The organism is Streptomyces sediminimaris, assembly GCF_047049295.1.
Lineage (GTDB): Bacteria > Actinomycetota > Actinomycetes > Streptomycetales > Streptomycetaceae > Streptomyces > Streptomyces sediminimaris.
In genome coordinates, this window is record NZ_JBJWOT010000003.1 from 63,521 (window position 1) to 78,152 (window position 14,632).

12 protein-coding genes and 2 pseudogenes are annotated in these 14,632 nt (G+C 71.0%); 5 read left to right on the top strand and 9 right to left on the bottom strand.

Annotated elements, in window-relative coordinates; genetic code table 11:
• Positions 1-10: 10 nt before the first annotated feature.
• Positions 11-451 (bottom strand): helix-turn-helix domain-containing protein, encoded by a 441-nt coding sequence (locus ACJ9NR_RS39715; protein WP_412494761.1) that lies wholly within the window; start codon positions 449-451, stop codon positions 11-13.
• 199 nt (positions 452-650) lie between these two features.
• Here ACJ9NR_RS39715 and ACJ9NR_RS39720 point away from each other — a divergent pair, with 199 nt between their 5' ends.
• Positions 651-1,262, top strand: coding sequence for a plasmid pRiA4b ORF-3 family protein (locus ACJ9NR_RS39720; protein WP_412494762.1), 612 nt, complete (start codon positions 651-653; stop codon positions 1,260-1,262).
• Positions 1,263-2,160: 898 nt separating this feature from the next.
• Here ACJ9NR_RS39720 and ACJ9NR_RS39725 read toward each other — a convergent pair.
• From ACJ9NR_RS39725 to ACJ9NR_RS39745, 5 genes are all read right to left on the bottom strand, one after another.
• Positions 2,161-3,690, bottom strand: coding sequence for an ATP-binding protein (locus ACJ9NR_RS39725; protein WP_412494763.1), 1,530 nt, complete (start codon positions 3,688-3,690; stop codon positions 2,161-2,163).
• 229 nt (positions 3,691-3,919) lie between these two features.
• A complete protein-coding gene (locus ACJ9NR_RS39730; RefSeq protein ID WP_412494765.1) occupies positions 3,920-6,268 on the bottom strand; it encodes a hypothetical protein in 2,349 nt (782 codons plus the stop codon).
• 51 nt (positions 6,269-6,319) lie between these two features.
• Positions 6,320-6,439 carry a 4-hydroxyphenylacetate 3-hydroxylase C-terminal domain-containing protein gene (locus tag ACJ9NR_RS39735; RefSeq protein WP_412494766.1) on the bottom strand — a complete coding sequence of 40 codons (120 nt, stop codon included), beginning with the start codon at positions 6,437-6,439 and terminating at the stop codon, positions 6,320-6,322.
• 14 nt (positions 6,440-6,453) lie between these two features.
• Positions 6,454-7,311: a 4-hydroxyphenylacetate 3-hydroxylase C-terminal domain-containing protein gene (locus ACJ9NR_RS39740; protein ID WP_412494767.1), complete on the bottom strand. Its 858-nt coding sequence runs from the start codon at positions 7,309-7,311 to the stop codon at positions 6,454-6,456.
• On the bottom strand, positions 7,254-7,922 hold the full coding sequence (locus tag ACJ9NR_RS39745; RefSeq protein WP_412512789.1) for a hypothetical protein: 669 nt from the start codon (positions 7,920-7,922) through the stop codon (positions 7,254-7,256). Before ACJ9NR_RS39745 ends, ACJ9NR_RS39740 begins: the two co-directional genes overlap by 58 nt.
• A 260-nt stretch (positions 7,923-8,182) precedes the next feature.
• On the opposite strand from ACJ9NR_RS39745, the gene ACJ9NR_RS39750 reads away from it, so the two are divergent.
• Together ACJ9NR_RS39750 and ACJ9NR_RS39755 are read left to right on the top strand one after the other, a co-directional pair.
• A complete protein-coding gene (locus ACJ9NR_RS39750) occupies positions 8,183-9,505 on the top strand; it encodes an APC family permease (protein ID WP_412494769.1) in 1,323 nt (440 codons plus the stop codon).
• 145 nt (positions 9,506-9,650) lie between these two features.
• Positions 9,651-9,934, top strand: a pseudogene (locus ACJ9NR_RS39755) (aldo/keto reductase); the annotation flags it as partial.
• 526 nt (positions 9,935-10,460) lie between these two features.
• Here ACJ9NR_RS39755 and ACJ9NR_RS39760 read toward each other — a convergent pair.
• Positions 10,461-10,697: a hypothetical protein gene (locus ACJ9NR_RS39760; protein ID WP_412494770.1), complete on the bottom strand. Its 237-nt coding sequence runs from the start codon at positions 10,695-10,697 to the stop codon at positions 10,461-10,463.
• A gap of 536 nt (positions 10,698-11,233) precedes the next feature.
• On the opposite strand from ACJ9NR_RS39760, the gene ACJ9NR_RS39765 reads away from it, so the two are divergent.
• On the top strand, positions 11,234-11,785 hold the full coding sequence (locus ACJ9NR_RS39765; protein WP_412494581.1) for a COG4315 family predicted lipoprotein: 552 nt from the start codon (positions 11,234-11,236) through the stop codon (positions 11,783-11,785).
• A gap of 53 nt (positions 11,786-11,838) precedes the next feature.
• Positions 11,839-12,162: pseudogene (locus ACJ9NR_RS39770) on the top strand (TVP38/TMEM64 family protein); the annotation flags it as partial.
• Positions 12,163-12,528: 366 nt separating this feature from the next.
• On the opposite strand, the gene ACJ9NR_RS39775 reads toward ACJ9NR_RS39770, so the two are convergent.
• Positions 12,529-13,356 carry a ZIP family metal transporter gene (locus ACJ9NR_RS39775; protein ID WP_412494582.1) on the bottom strand — a complete coding sequence of 276 codons (828 nt, stop codon included), beginning with the start codon at positions 13,354-13,356 and terminating at the stop codon, positions 12,529-12,531.
• 519 nt (positions 13,357-13,875) lie between these two features.
• Positions 13,876-14,592: an SDR family oxidoreductase gene (locus ACJ9NR_RS39780; RefSeq protein WP_412494583.1), complete on the bottom strand. Its 717-nt coding sequence runs from the start codon at positions 14,590-14,592 to the stop codon at positions 13,876-13,878.
• Positions 14,593-14,632: the final 40 nt, after the last annotated feature.

Sequence of the window (14,632 nt, forward strand, 5' to 3'; positions counted from 1 at the left end):
CCGGCAGCGCTTAGCCGCGCGACGGCGCGCCCGGGGATGGCCTGGTGCCCGGGCGACGGCTTCCACGGCGTGCGTCAGGGACGCGAGCCCGGGACGTACGGCGGGTAGTCGGCGCCGGGCAGCGCTTCGTGCCCGGGGGTTGCGGTTGAGCACGGCCGGGATGCCGAGTGCCCCGAGCTCCAGGCCTTTTCGCGGAGTATTCGAGACGGGTGTCGAGGACCGCGTCGCCGGTCCAGGCCCACGTCGCAGTCTCCGGCGATACGCAGGGCCTCCTCGCGGGGCTGTCTGCGGGAGCGCTCAGGCCGCGCCCGATCCCCCAGCGCGGCCAGGCCGTCGGTGGGAACCGCTTGCGCCAGCGGCGCACGGTGTCCAGATGCACGCCAAGGGCGCGGGCGATGGCTGCAATCGCGCCACCGAGCGCATAGGCCAGTGCGGCCCGGGCCCGCTGCACCCGGCCCAGCGGCGCGGTCCGTGACCCCGCCAACTCCTCCAGCGCTTTGTACTGCTCACCATCTCAGGCCGCCCGGAACGAACTTGCTACCGGCACTCACCCCACCCCCTCGAATCCGTGAATCGCATTGAGCATTGCTGGGGGCAGCCTGGCACGTACCACCAGGGCAAGGCGGGGTATGGGTGGCAAGATGGCTGCCATGGCGAACGGCAAGAGCGCGAAGACCCCGCAGACGGCACCGGGCCAGACAGTGCACAAGTTCAAAATCACCTTGCAGGACTCCCGGCCTGCGATCTGGCGCCGCCTGGAGGTACCGTCAGACATCACCTTGCGCGAGCTGCACGACGTCATCCAGGCCGCCTTCGGCTGGGAGGACTACCACATGTGGGCCTTCGAGACCGGCCGGGACCGATACGGCGCCGCCGACCGCGACCTGGGCATCCGCAGCGCCGCCTCCAAGCAGCTCCGCCAGGTGGCACCCCACACCGGCGACCGGCTCCGCTACACCTACGACTTCGGCGACGACTGGGAACACGACATCCTCATCGAGGACGTCACCCCACCGGAGGCCGGCACCGCCTACCCCCGATGCCTCACCGGCCGCCGGGCCTGTCCGCCCGAGGACTGCGGCGGCATCTGGGGATACGACTACCTCATCGAAATCCTCGCCGACCCCCGCCACGAAGAACACGAGGACCGCCTGGAATGGCTAGGCCTCGACTCCGCCGACCAGTTCGACCCCGCAGCCTTCGACGCAGCCCAGGTCAACTCCGCGCTCTCCACCCTTGCGACCGTGCTCGTCAAGAACTGACGCATCACCCTCCGCCGTCACCAGCACGTGTCCCCGCTGACGGCGTGGCACATGCCCTCGCAAGATCAATGTGGCGCTGCACTGGTGAACGCCGCAGCCACCTTGCCTCTACGTGGCGATCAGGATGCAGTGACGTGATACTGCTGGGACTCACGGGACCGCTGACCGGGCGCACCCTCACGGGCAGCTCCGATGGGTTCTGGGTCCCTGACCTCTCGCCGACACCCGACTTCAACGCCTGATACGAACTCTGGCTGGACGACATGGCGGCCGGTCACGACAACCGGGCACTCGCACTTCTCTCCGCCTGTCAGCGACCCGTGAGCCAGGCCACCACGTCGTAGACAGCGTGGCAGTAAGGATCGTGGACGTCCTTCCGCATTCGCTCCAACTCCCCTGTTGCCCAGGGCGCGCGGCCGCGGTACGACGGTCACCGTCGTACCGCAGCGCACCCCTACGACAGGGACGCAGGCGTGCGCGGCGCTGTGGGTGACCGTGGCGGGGCCTTCCAGGCAGCCCGACGACGGCGGAGGCCGCAGCAGGGGGCGTGGCTGTGCCCCTCGGCGAGGGTGTCCGATGGGTGCTGTCGCCGAGGGCGACGTGGAGGACGAGGCTGGATCACCTGCTGCCCCCGTGCTGCTTGCCGACGGCGTCGTGGCGTGCGGGCCGGCGGAAGGACGCGGTGGCCTGGAGTCGGCGTGTGGGCTGCTGCCGCTGCTTTCGCAGGCGGTCAGACGGCGGGCGGCCGCAACGACGGCGGCCCCCGGACCACGGCCACGCGGGCCCTGCATACCGCGATGACGTCCTGGCGCGGCGTCCGGTTCCCGTGCCCATCGTTGGGGTCCTCATCCACAAAGGTGCGCCCCGGCGTCCCCGCCGGAGCGCACCATGGGCTTTCTCAGATCAGTGCCGGATCGATAGCGGCCCGGCGAGGTGCGGTGCGGGGACGGTCGCCGCGCCGTGGGTCGTGGAGCGTGCGCTGCCGCCGGTGACGGCGAGCGGGCCGGCGGTGTAGAGGGCTTCGTCGAAGGCTTGCCCGTTGGTCGGGGCCTTGCCGACGGCGAAGACGCAGACCGCCTTGCCGCTGACGACGGAGGTGGAGATGTAGTCGCCGACCATGCTGCCCTGGGTGGAGCCGGCGATCTGTGACAGGGACATGGCTCCGGCGACCGTGGCCGGGGCGCTCCAGGTGCTGCCGCCGTTGGCGGAGGAGATGTAGCCGACCCCCAGCTGGCAGGTGGAGGTGGTGCAGTTGGCGTTCGGGTAGAAGTAGTAGTAGAGGCCGATCTTGGCCGTCGTGCCGGAGGTGGTGGGGTCGATGCCGATGCCGGGGATGAAGTGGTCGACGCCGCTGGTGGTGGCGTCGATCGGTACCCGTGACTTCCTTGTAGATCGGGTTGGCCACCCGCACCGGCGCGTCCGGAGCGACCAGCCCCAGGTCGCGCACGTACGCCAGGTCGTCGTCGTAGGTGTCCGTCGGCAGCAGCAGCTCACCGGCGATCAACGGCTGGACGATCCGGCGCACCCGGTCCTCGCCCAGGCGCGCGGCCAGCGAGTCCAGATGCGTCGCCCGGGCCAGGATCAGCCGCTCCTTCGCCTCGTCCACGTGCTCGGCCGTGACCGGCTCTGACAGCGGAACCCGCATCCGACTGGTGATCTCATAAGCCAGCGCGTTGACCAGCCAGGGCTGGCCCTGCGTGCACCAAAAGGCGCGCCGGACCGCGTCCAGGGTGAACTCCTGACCGGTCTCCGTGGTGTGCTGCCCGTACAGCTCGGCGACCTCGGCCTCGGTGAAGTCACCCAACCGCAGCGAAGCGACCTTGATGTTGAACGGACTCGACGTCCCCAGCCTGCCCGCATCCCCGCCCGAGGCCGCCTTGTAGTCACGCACGTCCCGCAGCCCGCACAATGCCAGCGCGTGCGGGAACTGATCGCGTACGTCGGTATAGCCGTCCCGCATCTGACGCAGCACACTGCGCAGACTCTGCCCCTGCAGCGCGTCGATCTCGTCGAAGACCAGCACCAGCGGACGCGGACAGCTCCGCGTCCACTCCATCAGCCCCCGCTTGAGCCGGGCCCCGGGCGCGTCATCCGGCCACGGGCTCGGGGGAGCCAGCTCGTCCGGCAGCCCGGCCGCCTCGGCGGACTGCCGGATCGCGCTCAGCACCAGCAGCTCCGCCCGCTCGATGTCCTGATCCGCGGCCTCGGCCATCTCGCAGGAGAAACGCAGCGCCGCGTACCGGCCCGAGGCCGTCAGGTCCCGGGCCATCGCCGCCAGCACCGTGGTCTTGCCGGTCTGCCGGGGCGCGTGCACCACGAAGTACTGGCCCTGGTCCACGATCTCGCGGGCCTGCGGCAGCCGCTCCTGGGCCGACAGCATGTAGTGGCGCGTGGGGAGGCACGGCCCTGCCGTGTTGAAGTAGCGCACGGCACACACGCTATCCAACAGCACCGACAACCGAAGGCGCGTGGAACGTCGGAGGTCTGCCACGGCGGAGCCGTCGCGAATCCACGGCTTCCGTGTTCCGGGCTCGTCGACGCGGTCCGAGGCGTGGTAAGACCACCCCACGCGTGTGCGGGTGATATCCGCGGTACGGATCAGAGCCGACGCCGGTCCGGCTCCTGCGGAGGCGTCCACCGACACCGACCGTGCGGAATCAGTGCCTCCTGCGCTTCTTCTTCGACCGTTTCCCGGCCTGCGGCCTGCCTCGCGAGGCCGTCTTCGCGCCCTTCGCCCGGCCGGTGGGCCTGGCGTGCGCCTCGGCCCGCAGGGCATGCAGAGCACGCCGCGCCTGCTCGGCCACTGTCGCGTCGTGATGACCGGAAAGCTCCTCGAGGACTGGCGGTGTGGCGTACGGATCGGCGACCGCCAGAGCCGCGACCAGGGCCTGGCCGCCTCCGGGCCACCCGGCCGCAGCCTCGTCGAAAGCGGCGCACAGCGCGGCGTTTCGTTTCGGCGGCTGCGCTCCCCCGCCGTCCCCGTCACCCGCCGCGTCGGGGCGGACCGCCATGCGACGGGTGCGGGCGGCGGCCAGGCGGATCTCCTCGAACCGGTCGGCCAGATACGTCGCGCGGGCGGCCTCGGGTACCCGGGTGAAGTCGGCCCGGTGGCCGAGAGCGCGCAGGGTGTGCGCGGCGTATTCTCCCAGTGCGGGGTCGTCGAGCAGGGTCTCCCAGGCCGGCACCGGGGCGGCCGCCGCGTCGAGCAGGCCGAGCAGGGCACGCCGACGGGCCGCGTCCGGCCCTGCGGGGGTGTCGGCGAGCGCGGCGAGGAGCTCGGACCAGCCGTCGGCGCCGCGACCGGACAGCCAGTCGCCGAGCGTCTTGCGGGCCGCACCTGACGGCCACCACTGGGCGGCGGCCACCAGCCGGCCCCCGTCCCAGGCCCGTACCGCTTCCTCGGTCGGGAAGATGTCGGGGTCGACGTCCGGCAGGCTCGCGGTGCCGAGGAGCAGGCCCTCGCGGAGCAGGGCGTGGCCGAGCGGGGTGAGGGTGAAGACGTCGCCGGTGCGCTCGGTGACGCCGAGGCCGGCCAACCGGTCGATGACGCGGGCCAGGACGGCGGCGACGGGCCTCAGTTCGGCGCGGTCGTCCTCGGTCAGGCCAGGCAGCCCGGTGAGCGCGGAGAGGGTCTCGGGGTCCGGGAGTTCGTACGGGCCCGAGGCCGGGGTACGGACAGCGGTGGCGGGGGCGTACGAAGGCGGGACGATCCACGCGTCCTGCAGCGCGGCCTGGCGGGCCACCGACTGCGCGGTCCCCGCCTCCTGATAGAGGAAGTAGAGCTTGGAGAGATGCTCGCCGCGGTACTCCTCCGCGGTCTCCTCGTCCTCGGCCAGCTGGGCCAGGAGGGAGCCGAGGAGATCAAGGCCGAGTCCGGCCAGTTCTCCCGGCGCCCCTTCGCGCAGGACGACGGCGGCCGGTCCCTCGATGAGCGCGCCGTCCGGCGTATCGGGGGACTCCAGCAGCAGGCCGACGGCCAGCGCGAGCCGGACGAGCGGTTCGTCGGCTGTTTCCGGGCTGTCCAGGGCTGCCGTGAGCGACTGTACGAGCGGTGCCGCGCGCAGCGCGCCGGCCAGCGCATCGAGGGACTCCGGCAGCGGGACCGGGGCCAGCGGGTCGGGATCCGGGCCGAAGCACTCCAGGTGCTCCTGGGCGAGGGAGGCGGCCACGCCGAGCAGCGGCGCGGGGTGCCGGCCGCCGGGGGCCAGGTGGGCGAACGGTCCGCGCGTCAGGGCGTCGAGCCCGGCAGCCGTCCACCGGTCCGAGACCACCGCCGCCTGCGTCTCGTACCAGTCCTCCTCCCGGTGCGTCCCGTCCGGCGCCCCCAGCGGGGCGCCCGGGAGCAGCGGGCCCTGGCCGGGGTGGGACCGGTCACGCTCGTCCAGGGCCACGAGGTGCAGCCGGGCGGCGAGCTCGGAGCGGGCCCGGCGGGTGCGCTCTCCCGCCAGTGCCTGTTTCCAGGCCCCCGAGGCCGCCGGGCCGCCCGCCGTCGCGCGGGCCGAGAAACCGAGTGCCGCCGCGCGTTCGGCCGGCGGACGGGCGGCGAACGACTCCAGCCATCCGCATACGGCGTCCGCGTCCCCGGTGTCCACGCCCTCGGCACGCATCAGCCCGGCGTACAGCCGTGGCCACGTGGTGCGTCCGGGAGCGGTCATCGCCTCGGTGAAGCCGTCGGCCAGCTCCCGCACCCGGGCCACCAGGCGCGCCTGCCGCTTGGCGTTCAGCCAGCCCTTCTCACGGGTGTGGTCGACGAGCGCGAGCAGCACGTCCACATAGCTCGGCAGCTCGGCCGGTGCGGCACCCGCGTACAGCGGCAGCAGGATGTGCAACAGCTCCTCGGCGAGGTGCTCGGTCGGCTCGGGCAGGCCGGTCCTACGGTGCTCGGTGCTCAGCGCGAGCAGCCCGGTCACGGCATCGGCCGCACGCGGATCGAGCGGGGTGCCGCGGTGTTCCGCCCAGGCGAGGAACGGTTCGAGGGGAAGACTCAGGGGCGTACCGCTGTCCATCCGAGCAGGCTAACGCCGAGCGGCGCCCGGCAGCGCCGGAAACGACGATCCTCACCCGCCCCGGGGAGCGCCCATCCGCACCGGATCGCCGAAGAAGTAGTACTCATACAGCGCCTGGCGGCTGGAGAAGGCGGAGACGCAGGCGTCCCCGACGAGCCGGAACAGCTTCACGCGCTCCGGGCCGGTCAGGGTCGCGGTGGAGGTGCGCCTCGATGCCGGCGGCGGCCCGGGCCGTTGATGTCGGACTCGGTCGGAGTGGCCATCAGACCCCAGGCGCCGAGCTTGCGCAGGACCTGCGGGAAGCGCCGGTACAGCTTCGGGCAGAGGTTGCGGGCGGCAGTCACCGGCGCGAAGGCCGGGGTCAGCACCCCGTACTCGTTGACCTCGGCACCGGCCTCGGCGGCGCGCAGGGAGGCGCGCAGCAGCTCCACGGTGACGATGACCCCGGCGATGTCCTCCTGGACGTGCTGGAACTGCTCGATGCCGATGGCCTCGACCGGCAGCGGCACCAGGCCGAGGAGGCACTCGGTCCTGGGGATCGTGCGGGTCACGACCTGGTGGGTCATGTGGTGGACCGAATTGGTCCGCGCGTAGAAGCCGTTGCACAGTTCCGCGTCACCGAGCGCGAAGACCCTCCCGTAGGGCAGGTACACGTTGTCGAAGACGACGACGCAGTCCGACTCCTCGAAGCGGGAGAAGAGCGGGTGGTCGTGGGTCGGCCGGTCGTGGTCCAGCGGCTCGCGGGCGATGTGGCGCAGCCCGGGAGTCTGGACGGCGATGGCGAAGGCGTACGAGTACGGCCTGTCCTCGGGGGTGCCGCGCCGCACGGTCGAGGGGAAGAGGAGCATCTCGTCGGCGAGGGCGCGATGGTGGCGAGCATCCGGGCGCCGCGGACGGCGATGGCGCTGTCGTCCCCCTTGACGCGCGGCGAGCTCGCCTCCAGCCTGCTGGGTGCCGGCCACCGCGCGGTTGACCTGCGGCGGGATCAGGGCGCAGGTGGCCAGGATGTCCTCCTCGCGGGCCTTTGCGTAGGAGCGGCGCATGTTGAAGGGGCCGCGATCCCGGCACGTTCGAGAATCTCCCCCGCATCGTCGAACGCGGCCTCGGCACCTACGGCACCCGCCAACTCGGTCTCGGCATCGAGGCCTTCATCCGCGGGACCGAAGAGGTCCTCCTGCCCGGACGTGCCGACGCGGCCGGACGCCGAGCAGTCGGTGCCGAAGCTGTCGAGGAACACGCCGCGAAGCCGGTGAAAGTCGTCGACCACCGCTGCGCTCGATCCACCGAAGGGCGACCATGCCCCCATACGAATTGCGACACCCGGAATGTCTTTCCGCGGTTCCCGCAGTGCGGCACGGCACGAGGTGGAGCTGGCCGCGTGAACATCCACGAACTCCTGCGGCTGCTGCAGGCCGAGGACGACGAGACCGCCGCCCGCGCCGACCAACTGCGCGAACGGATCGAACAGTTCACCACCGCTCTGGCCTAGACCGAGGCCCGCCTGGTCGAACTGGCCGCCACCCGCAAGGTCATCGACGGCCTCACCACGCCCGGCCACGAACCCGCCGCCGCGGAGAACTCCACCGTCTACCAGCGCATCGTGACCGCGTTCAACGAGCATCCTGGGAAAGTGTTCCGCGTCCGCGATCTGCACGAACACCTTGGCCTGCCCACGGACGGGCTTCGCTCAACGTCACCCGCTCCCGCCTGGGCCGACTCGTCCGCCAGGGGCTCCTTGAGCAACCCGGACGCGGCCAAGATCAGAAACGGACTTAACGCCCTCTAAGCTGAGGACGATTTCGTGGCGTGGGGCACTTGTCGTGCCTCGTAGCCGGACCGCTCGCGACATGCATGACGACCGGCCGACGCCCGGGGACGCCTGGTCCGTGGCGGGCCGTGGCACGAGGAGGTCAGATGGCGGTATCAGGCGCGGGAGAGAAGTCGACGGGGCTGGGCGTGCCCGCGCTCGTTTCGATCGGTATCGGCGGCATGGTCGGTGGAGGCATCTTCTCGGTCCTGGGCCTGACCGTGCAGGTGGCAGGTGCGGGTGCCTATGTCTCTTTTCTCGTCGGCGGCATCGTGGCGGCACTGACGGGTGTGTCCTACGCGCTGCTGTCGGTGCGGGTCCGCAACCGCGGTGGGACGGCCGCCTTCCTCGACCAGTCCTTCGGCACGAAAGTGGCCGGACCTCTCAACCTGCTGCTGTGGCTCAGTTACTTCGTGATGCTGGGGCTCTACGCTGTCGCCTTCGGCTCCTATCTGGCCGCGCTGCTGGGCCAGCCCGCCGGCTGGAACCGCCTGTTCGGCAGTATCGTCGTGGTCTGCTTCGCCGCGCTCAATCTGGCCGGTGCCCAGGTGGTCGGCCGGGCGGAGGCAGTGCTCGTCTACTTCAAGGTGGCCGTCCTGCTGGTCTTCTGCATAGGCGGCCTGGCATTCGTCGATACGGCCCGGGTCTCACCGTCTGCGTTTCCGCACGGCGGCGCCATTGTCTACGCCGGAACCCTGATCTTCCTCGGCTACGAGGGCTTCGAACTGATCGCCAACGCCGCAGAGGACGCCAGAGAACCGGAGCGCACCCTCCCACGTGCGTATCTCATCTCCATCGCCGGCGTGATCGTCCTGTACGTGCTGGTCGCCTTCGTCGCGGTCGGCAACCTCACCCCATGGCAGATCACACACGACCGGGACTACGCGCTGGCGGTCGCGGCCCGGCCGCTGCTCGGCCAGGCGGGGTTCTCACTCATCGCGATCGCCGCGGTCGTCTCCACCGCCAGCGCCATCAACGCCACCCTGTACGGCACCGCCAAGTTCACCTATCTGATGGCCCGCCACGGCGAACTGCCCGAACACCTCGCCGAGCCGATCTGGCATCGTCCGATCGGCGGGCTCGTCGCCACCACCCTCGGCACGCTCCTGATCGTCAACCTGGTCGACATCGAAGGCATCAGCCTGATGGGATCGGCCGGGTTCCTGATCGTCTTCGCCGCCGTGAACCTCGCCGCTTCCCGGCTCCCCGATGCCCGCCCCGCAGCGAGGACCGCCGCCGGATGCGGCGTGGCAGCTTGCGCCGGATGCCTTGTCGCGCTGACCGCCTACGCCGCCACCACCATCCCACGGCAACTCGCCGTGTTCGGCGCTATGCTCGGGGTGGCCGTACTGGCCGAGGCCGTCATCCGGGCACGGGGCCGCGCCCTGCCCCGGAATGCCAGGCCGCACACCCCTGTGCCGAAGCAGTGACCAAGCCCGAGGACGAGGCGACCGCGGTACCCGCCGCCCAAGTGATGGCCGGCCGTGGTCGAGCGGCTCGTCGCTGCCGGCCGGTGGACGCCTGGAGACCGGACGTCACGATCGTCGTCGGCGCCGGCCGCGGCGTCGCCTGTTCCAGTCCTGGGGCGGCTTCGCCGAAGGCAGGAACGACCTGTTCACGAACCCGCTGCTCGCCGAGATCGGCAAGGTGTACGACAAGTCCGCCGCCCAGGTCGTCTGCGCTGGCTCACCCAGCGCGGTGTCATGACCGTCCCCAAGTCCGTACGTGCCGAGCGCATGGCCGAGAACACCGACGTCTTCGGCTTCTAGCTCACCGACGAGCAGATGGACCAGATCACCACCCTCGACACCGGCGGCTCCCTGTTCTTCGACCACCACGACCCCGAGATGGTCACCTGACTCGCAGAGCGCCGCCTGGACGGCTGAAGGTCCCACCCCATGCCCCTCGTCGGCCGCGGGTGCTCTCACGTGAATGCCCGGGGCGCCCGCCCGGCTTCCACCGTGCACCGGGAGCCATCCACGTGATCACGCGCTCTCCATGCCGGGCGGCCCATGGCCGCACTGCTGGGCGCCGGTCGGCGCCGCACTGCTGGGGGTGGGCGCCCACGCCGCGAACGACCTGCCTGACATCGACGACGACCTCGCGGTGAACATCCGCGGCCTGCCCCAACGCGCTGGCCTCCGCAGCGCGCGGACGCCGGCAGCATCGGCCCTCGCTGCGGCTCAGCCGTGCCGGTCCTGGGCACTGCGGGACCCGTCGGCATGCCCGAACGAGCCGGGCTCGCCGCAACCTGCGCGCTTTCACTCACCGCCGCCCTCTGGCCGGCCGGGCCGAGCCGAACCCCCTTCCTCCTTTGTCTGGGCCTGACCGCCTCCGACGTCGCCCTCCTGCTCCTGAGCAGCGCGCGCCTCGCGTGACCAGGCATCATTTCGATCGCGCACCGATGAGCACCGGAACTGCCCCACTTCCACGGGAGTTCGCGCCCAGGCGGTGGGTCAGGAGCAGCCCCGCGGCGGCGATGATCATCGCTGCCGCCTCGGCGACGGCGGACGCGGTCCTCTCCGGATACCAGGGGGGCTCGTACATGGTGGGCGGCGGCCCGACCGAGCCGACGTGGACGTACCGGTAGAACAGCACGGCGGCGAGGCCGGTCGCAGCCACCAGCAGCGCGTAAACCCACAACGAGGGACCTCGTGCCGAAGAGGACCACCAGCAAGACCGCCAGGACCGCGGAACCGGCCTCGATGCGGAACAGATCGTCCTTGCTGATCGTCTTGGTGACCGGGTCGGCGCCATCTCTATCGGTCCGGGCGGCACTCCGCGCAGCGGGGCATGTGCCGCTCCATGGCTGAGCACTCCGCCGGTTCGAGCGCCCTCAGCAGGTAGGCGCCGGGAGCGAGGCTCTCGCGACACACCATCGCATCGTCACCCCACCTCCGCCCCCCCCCTGCCGACTGAACAGACGCCTGCATGCGGAAGGTCGCTATGACCGGATATACATGCATCGAGTACCTCACGTTCATTCGCCGCAGCTCTCGGCAGCTGAATGCCGCGCATGCGCCGAGCGAGACAGGAACAGGAATGAACAAAAAGGGAGAATTAGACGTATCGAACTGCAGACCCGCCCCGCCGCGGGCCGTGGACCAGTCCTACCGCACACGTCGCGGCAGGAGGTCCCAGCGGAAAGAAGAACCGCCATGAACCGCGCCGCCATCATCGCCGCGACCGCGACCGCCGTCGCGGCCTTCGCCGCCGGGTGCGGAAGCTCCGGCGCCACAGGCTCGTCGTCTCCAGCCAAGAGCCCATCACCTCCGCCCAGCAGCTCGACACCCGCCACCGGCGGATCCGGCATACTGCAGTCACACGGCTCCCCCGTCGGCCAGATCCTCGTCGACGGATCAGGCAGGACCCTGTACCTGTTCAAGGCCGACAGCGGCACCACCTCGCACTGCTACGGCAGCTGCGCCCAGGCTTGGCCACCCGACATCACCACCGGACACCCCAGCAACCACGGCCTCAAGGCCACCATGGTCGGCACCGCCCCCCGGCACGATCACACCACCCAGGTCACCTACAACGGCCACCCCCTCTACCGCTTCTCCCAGGACGCCGGGCCCGGCGACACCACGGGCCAGAGCAGCACGGCCTTCGGAGGCGCCTGGTACGTGGTCAGCCCCAGCGGCACACCGATCACCAGCCCCGCGCCCAGCCCCTCCTCAGGCGGGTCGGGAGGCGGCTACACCTACTGACCGCCCCCCGATGACCAGTGACCTCCCCGGCCTGCCGACCTGCCCTGGCTCAGGTGCCCGATCCCCGACGGGATAAGAGCCGACGCCACCCGCTCACCCTTGTCCTGTCCCTGGCGGCGTACGCTCTGACGGGCGCGACCGTCGGCGCGGTGCTGTCGTTCGGGCCGGCCCGCTGGATGGGGCGTCCCACGGTGGCCCGGTGGGCCGGCACCGGGCGACTGGCCCGGTTGGACGCGACGGTGTCCCGGCGGGGCTTTGCGACCGTACTGATCCTCAGGCTGATCCCGTTGTTCCCGTTCACGCTGGTCAACTACGCGGCCGGGGTCACCGGCGTCCGGCTGCTGCCGCACGTGACGGCCACGGCGACCGGGATCGTCCCCGCCACCGTCTGCACCGGTCCGGGCGGAACGCCTGACGACCCGTCGCCCGACTTCTGGGCGGCCCTGGACGCCTTTGCGCTGCTCGCCACCCGGGCTTCGTGGGCCACGCGGCACCTGCGTGTTCACGAAGCCCCGTGGAGGCGACACCGAGGCAGGCGGCGCGACCGGCAGCCGAGCAGACTGGCCATCGTCCGGCGCACGCCCTCGGCACCAGTCTCCCCGTCAGTGCGGCCGAATTCGTGCGCCCACCTGCAATCCGGCTGCGTGGCCAGACGGGGCACCACGTGGTTCGCCATGGGCACCCGCGAGCGGTGGGCGGCTCGCTTCCCCAGCGGATATGCAGCCGCCGGGAGCACACGGAGGTCAAGCTCCTGCGGCGGTGACCACGGCGTCCGTGGCGAAGCCGAGGAGGAGGCCCAGGAGGATGCACCAGGTGGTGAGCGTCTTCAGGGTGGTCTTGCGCGCTACGGCGAGCAGTTCGATGACGACGTAGAGGATGGAGCCGGCGGCCAGACCCAGGAAGGCGATGGAAAGGGTGTCGTTGACGAGGTGCTGGCCGACGAGAGTGCCGAGGAAGGTGGGGCCGCCGCCGATCAGGCCGAGCCAGAACAGGGCGGTCCAGGAAGGGCGTTCACCCTCGGCGGCGAGCGGGGCGACGATGCCGAAGCCTTCGGTGGCGTTGTGCAGGCCGAAGCCGATGATGAGCAGCAGGGCGAGGGAGAGTTCGCCCTTGGCGGCGGAGTTGCCGATGGCCAGCCCCTCGGCGAAGTTGTGCAAGCCGATGCCGGTCGCGATCATCAGAGCGAGCGAGGCCGCCTGACTGCGGGTCCTCGACGCCAGTTCCGCCGCCGTGGCGGCGCCGGGACCGGCGGGACGCTCGGCGGCGGCCCGGCGTCGGGCGATCCAGGCGTCGTAGTAGACGAGTCCGACGAGTCCGACGGTGAGCCCGGCGGCGAGGACGAGTCCGTCGGAGGCGACCGTCGCCCAGTGGTGGTCGCTCAGTGCGCCGTCAACCGGTTCCCAGGCGTGGGCGAGTACGTCCCACACGAGGAAGACGAGGATGCCGATGGCGACGGCGTTCAGCCCGGCCTTCAGGCGGGGTGCCGGCGTGCGCAGTCGGCCGAGCGGGAGGCCGAGATAGATGGTGAGGCCCGCGATGGCGCCGAGCAGTGCGATGTTCGCGCTGGACATGGGAAGACTCCGAGGAAAGCGCTCTGGGGGCGGCCTGGTGGGGCGGGCGACCCTGAGGACAACCCCCACCATAAATGAGGTGAGCCTTACCTAATAACCCATGTGTGTGGTATGGGGGAATCTTGACGAACCGGTTGCCGGTCGGTGATCTGGACCATGGACCTGACGACGTCCGCCGATCTGCCTCGACAACGGCGCAAGACGCCGCATGCCCCCTCGCTCCGAGCGAAACCATGCCTGACCAGTAGGAATCACACGATCCAGTCCGGTTGATATACGGCTTCTGCGGCACGCAGCCCAGGCCCGGCACGGCGAGCGCCCTGCGCTGCCGCCGGATCCGCGGCTGGCCCGGCTGCCGGGCATCGACGGCAAGCCCGGCAGCGAGCGCCGGGCCACCGTCCTCGGCGCCTTCTTCGGCCTCGCCGGCGCCATCATCACCGTACGTAGCCTGATCCGCCAGGCATGGAGGAGCCGCCCATGGGACCCCCGTCTCCGACGCCGCCCATGACTGGTCACCAATCACCAGGGCACGGGCGTTCCGTCCCAGGAGAAGAAGCCACCGGTGGGGCCGTCGTCCGGCAGCAGGGCCAGGCGGAGGGCACCGTGGGCGGCCTCGGCCGGGTCGCCGTCGGCAGCGGCGGCCCGGGGGTTGAGATCGGTGGCCCGCAGACCGGGGGCGAGCGCATTGACCTTGAAGCCGTCCTCGGCCAGCGTCTGGGCGTAGAAGACGGTGAGGGCGTTGAGGGCGGCCTTGGACGACCGGTAGGCGGCACCGTTGCCGTTTCCCGGGGTGAATTGGGGGTTGGGGTTTGTGCTCCAGGTCAGCGACGCGGTGCCACTGGAGATGTTGACGATGCGGGGGTGCGGGGACCGGCGCAGGGCGGGCAGGAAGGCATTGGTCACCGCCATCACCCCGAATACGTTGGTCTCGTAGGTACGCCGGTATTCCTCGACGCCGGTGTCGGCCGGCGGGGCGAGGGACGGTGCGATGCCGGCGTTGTTGACCAGCACGTCCAGGCGTTCCACCTGAGCCGCCGCGTGTGCGATGCCGTCGGGATCCGTCACGTCGAGGACCAGCAGCCGGGCGCCGGCACCGATGTCCCCGACGGCCCGCTGTCCGCGCCCCGGGTCGCGGGAGCCCACGTACACGGTGAGGCCCTCGGCCGCCAGCAGCCGGGCGATGTGCTTGCCGATGCCCTTGTTGGCACCGGTGACCAAAGCTGTGCGATCGTTCATGGGAACAACGGTCCCCTGGCCGTGGGCGCCCTGCCAGGGA

What these genes read in the sequence shown, in the direction of transcription:
- ACJ9NR_RS39720 (WP_412494762.1), top strand. Translation starts at nt 651, where the DNA reads ATGGCGAACGGCAAGAGCGCGAAGACCCCGCAGACGGCACCGGGCCAG.
- ACJ9NR_RS39730 (WP_412494765.1), bottom strand. Translation starts at nt 6,268, where the DNA reads ATGGACAGCGGTACGCCCCTGAGTCTTCCCCTCGAACCGTTCCTCGCC.
- ACJ9NR_RS39740 (WP_412494767.1), bottom strand. Translation starts at nt 7,311, where the DNA reads ATGCGCCGCTCCTACGCAAAGGCCCGCGAGGAGGACATCCTGGCCACC.
- ACJ9NR_RS39750 (WP_412494769.1), top strand. Translation starts at nt 8,183, where the DNA reads ATGGCGGTATCAGGCGCGGGAGAGAAGTCGACGGGGCTGGGCGTGCCC.
- ACJ9NR_RS39765 (WP_412494581.1), top strand. Translation starts at nt 11,234, where the DNA reads ATGAACCGCGCCGCCATCATCGCCGCGACCGCGACCGCCGTCGCGGCC.
- ACJ9NR_RS39775 (WP_412494582.1), bottom strand. Translation starts at nt 13,356, where the DNA reads ATGTCCAGCGCGAACATCGCACTGCTCGGCGCCATCGCGGGCCTCACC.
- ACJ9NR_RS39780 (WP_412494583.1), bottom strand. Translation starts at nt 14,592, where the DNA reads ATGAACGATCGCACAGCTTTGGTCACCGGTGCCAACAAGGGCATCGGC.